Origin of the sequence: Acinetobacter sp. WCHAc060042 (genome assembly GCF_003231195.1) — a bacterium.
Taxonomy (GTDB): domain Bacteria; phylum Pseudomonadota; class Gammaproteobacteria; order Pseudomonadales; family Moraxellaceae; genus Acinetobacter.
In genome coordinates, this window is record NZ_QKVN01000085.1 from 1 (window position 1) to 3,317 (window position 3,317).

At 38.0% G+C, this 3,317-nt stretch carries 3 protein-coding genes; 2 read left to right on the forward strand and 1 reads right to left on the reverse strand.

Going from position 1 to position 3,317, the window contains the following annotated elements; genetic code table 11:
* Window positions 1-550 precede the first annotated feature (550 nt).
* Window positions 551-1,705: a PQQ-dependent sugar dehydrogenase gene (locus DPG01_RS18190; protein WP_110975984.1), complete on the forward strand. Its 1,155-nt coding sequence runs from the start codon at window positions 551-553 to the stop codon at window positions 1,703-1,705.
* A gap of 34 nt (window positions 1,706-1,739) precedes the next feature.
* Here DPG01_RS18190 and DPG01_RS18195 read toward each other — a convergent pair whose 3' ends face one another.
* The gene (locus DPG01_RS18195) at window positions 1,740-2,780 is read right to left on the reverse strand and encodes a TauD/TfdA family dioxygenase (RefSeq protein WP_110975985.1); all 1,041 of its coding nucleotides are present in this window, start codon (window positions 2,778-2,780) and stop codon (window positions 1,740-1,742) included.
* Window positions 2,781-3,005: 225 nt separating this feature from the next.
* On the opposite strand from DPG01_RS18195, the gene DPG01_RS18200 reads away from it, so the two are divergent.
* The coding region (locus tag DPG01_RS18200; RefSeq protein WP_110975986.1) for a tautomerase family protein at window positions 3,006-3,317 on the forward strand (312 nt) is incomplete at its 3' end.

Sequence of the window (3,317 nt, forward strand, 5' to 3'; positions counted from 1 at the left end):
GAAGGGAAAAATAGAAAAATAAAGATTAGCTAAAAAATAACCCTTAAAACCTAATAGGTTTATTTTTTCATTTAAATTTGATTATTTATTATTCACAAAATGAAATTTTAACTAACTCTCCAAATATCTTTCGAGCAATTGAACAGTTATTTCATCTATATCCATTGGGAAAGAATAGCTATATTTAGCTCGTGATCATGCAAAATATTTAAAAACAGGGTTTAATCTAGATTTTAATATGCTCAATAAAAAAAGAAACCCCGACATCCTGTCAAGGTTTCTTTGTATTTCAGTGCTTAGATACAACTCCTGTCATATCTCACATCCTGATGCTCAAACTGATTATTGTTGTTTTTTGTTTGGGAAACATCCTGTCTCCTGATATTTTAAATATACGTTTTCGCCTATTTTAAAGCTAGTGGTTACTTTCTTCAGTATTTGTAAGCATTCACTTACAAGGATTCATCTTGTTACTAAAGCTTATACTGCAAGCATTTATTTCTCTTCTACAATGGATTGTAAGTAGTGTGATAGAAGAAATGAGACAAGAATGAATATTAAAGCCTTTCATAGACTGATTACATTGAGTGTGTTGTCTGTTCTAACAGCATGCCATGCGCAAACTCCACCAGAAACTCAGTCGAAAGAAAATCAGCCTAGCTCAGTTGTTGCAGTAACATCTATACAGATGAAACGTATCGCTGAGTTTAATGAACCATGGGCATTGGCTGTGTTAGCTGACGGGCGTTTATTGATTACTGAAAAGTCGGGGCAATTGATTTTATTTAATCCTAGAGATCAGAAAAAGACCTTTATTAAAAACTTACCCAAAGTGGCTTATGGTGGTCAGGGTGGATTCGGGGACATTGTTTTACATCCTAAGTTTGCACAAAACCATCAAATGTATCTCAGTTATGCAGAAGCAGGGCAAGGTGGCTATGGTGCAGTGGTGATTCGTGCAGATTTGAATTTAGATCAAGCACAGCCACAATTAGATAATATAACAACCATTTGGAAACAGGTACCTAAGGTTCGTGGGCAAGGGCATTATGCACATCGTGTACTGTTTGATGGTTCTGGAAAACTATGGATTAGCTCTGGTGAGAGACAGAAATTTGATCCTGCCCAAGACTTGACATCGAATCTTGGGAAAATCATTCGGATTAATGATGATGGCTCAGTGATAGTGGATAATCCTTTTCAGTCGCAAGGTGAAGTAGCGAAACAAGTCTGGAGTTTCGGGCATCGTAATCCTTTAGGTATGGCTTTTGATGAACAAGGTCAACTTTGGGTGGTTGAAATGGGTCCGAAAGGTGGTGATGAGCTTAATTTGATCCAGAAAGGGAAAAACTATGGTTATCCAGTGGTTTCCAATGGTGATCATTATAGTGGTTTGAATATCCCTGACCATGTTACGCGACCTGAGTTTGAAGCACCGAAATTGGACTGGACCCCTGTGATTTCTCCATCGAGTTTGATTTTTTATACGGGACAGATGTTTCCCAAGTGGCAGGGTAAAGCCATCATTGGCGGGCTTTCATCTGAAGCGTTGATTATTGTAGACACCACAGCACAGCCAGCAAAAGAAATTCAACGGATAGATATGAAACAACGTATCCGTGGTTTACAACAAGCGAAAGATGGCAGTATTTGGGTGATTGAGGATGGGAAGCATGCTGATTTAATTCAACTGGTCAAACCTTAGTCATATTAAAAGAAATATGACTAAGCGATGAATTTTAAATAGCAGAGTGTAGATCGGCATGGAAAACATTGGCTTGAATTTGAAGCAAGTTATGGTTTTCATTTCCATCATTGATACGCCAATGTGCAATTTTAATATTATCGACTAAGGCGATATCTCCTTGTTGCCATTGAACTAAAAGTGCATCGCGATAGAGTGCATCAAAGTATTGCTGTTTTTCCTGATGCGTCCACTCAATTTTTTCACCTGTGTATGTGAAGAGTTCCCAAGACAATTGCATGTGATTCGCTGTAAAACCTGATTGAAGTGATCCGCGATGCTTACATATAGTTTGTGTCGTGTGGTGTGCAAAGGTATGGGTATTATTGGCAAAGACCCACGGTTGGATCGCTAGTCTTTGAGTATCAGGATGAGTGATGACGAAGGGAGAGCGTTTTAAGGTGAGTTTGGCTCTTTTATTGGCTAGCTTGCTTAAATGAAATGGGCTGTTCTTTAATAGTAAACGGTCTAATATATTGAGTTTACGGATTGAAATATAAGAAAAATGGCTCCACGCGCCTAAATATTTTTTTTGAATACTGGTTGGAAAGTGGTTCCAAATTTTTTCTAAGTCATTAAAACCTGTTTCGGCCAGATGAGTGGAAGTCCGTTGGCAAAACAGTGCAACATAACGTGATCGGGTTGAATGCATACTTCCTTGGATATGTAAGTTTTGAATGGCATTCTCACGAGGTTTCAATTGTACGATATTGTGATTGTGGTACAGCTTCTCATTATTTATACCGAAAAGTTTTTCACTGTGCTTACGCATAAGTGTGGCAAACCAGCCCTGCGTATTGGGAGTAATACTATTCCTTGGTTCAAGTTGTAAATGTTGTTCAATAAGTTCGTAGAATTCATAGCTGCGTTCTATCTTGAAACCGCGGAATAATAAAATCCCATGCTGATGGAGTTGTTGCATGATTTCAGTACGATGAACTCTACAATAGGCTGCTAAAGCATCTGCCTGCGTATATTCAGGGTCTGCGACATAGATTTTGCAATAATCAGTTAAATATGTAGTACTCAGTTGCATGAGGATGTTCTCTGTTCTTCTTGTTTTTAATTGATTTTATATAAAAACGTTTTGCGCAAAGCTGCCCGACGTTCAGATGGGCGAAAGTATAGAACGTAGTGCGTTATATTGATGTAATATTTGGTTGCTATGCCTGATATAACGATAAACGGTCAGCTTAATCGCACTGTGGTTACGAATATCAAAAATGAAAAACTTTAATAATAAAAGAATAGAGGATGTGTGATGCCAAGTACCCAAATTCATGTTCGTAAAAACTATAGTCAGGATGAAGCGCGAGCGATAATTGAAGCAGTCCATACGGCATTATCTACTGCGTTTCAACTCCCCCAATATGATCGCAATATTCGTTTAGTTGAGCATGCACCTGAGCATTTTGCGTATCCACTTTATTTAACACAACCCGCTTCTTTTACTTGGATTGAAGTTGATTGCTTTGTTGGAAGATCGCTAGAGACTAAACGAAGACTGTATCAACTCCTAGTTCAGCATTTAGCAGAGTTAGGTATTCCACAAGACCATATTTCTATTTTAATT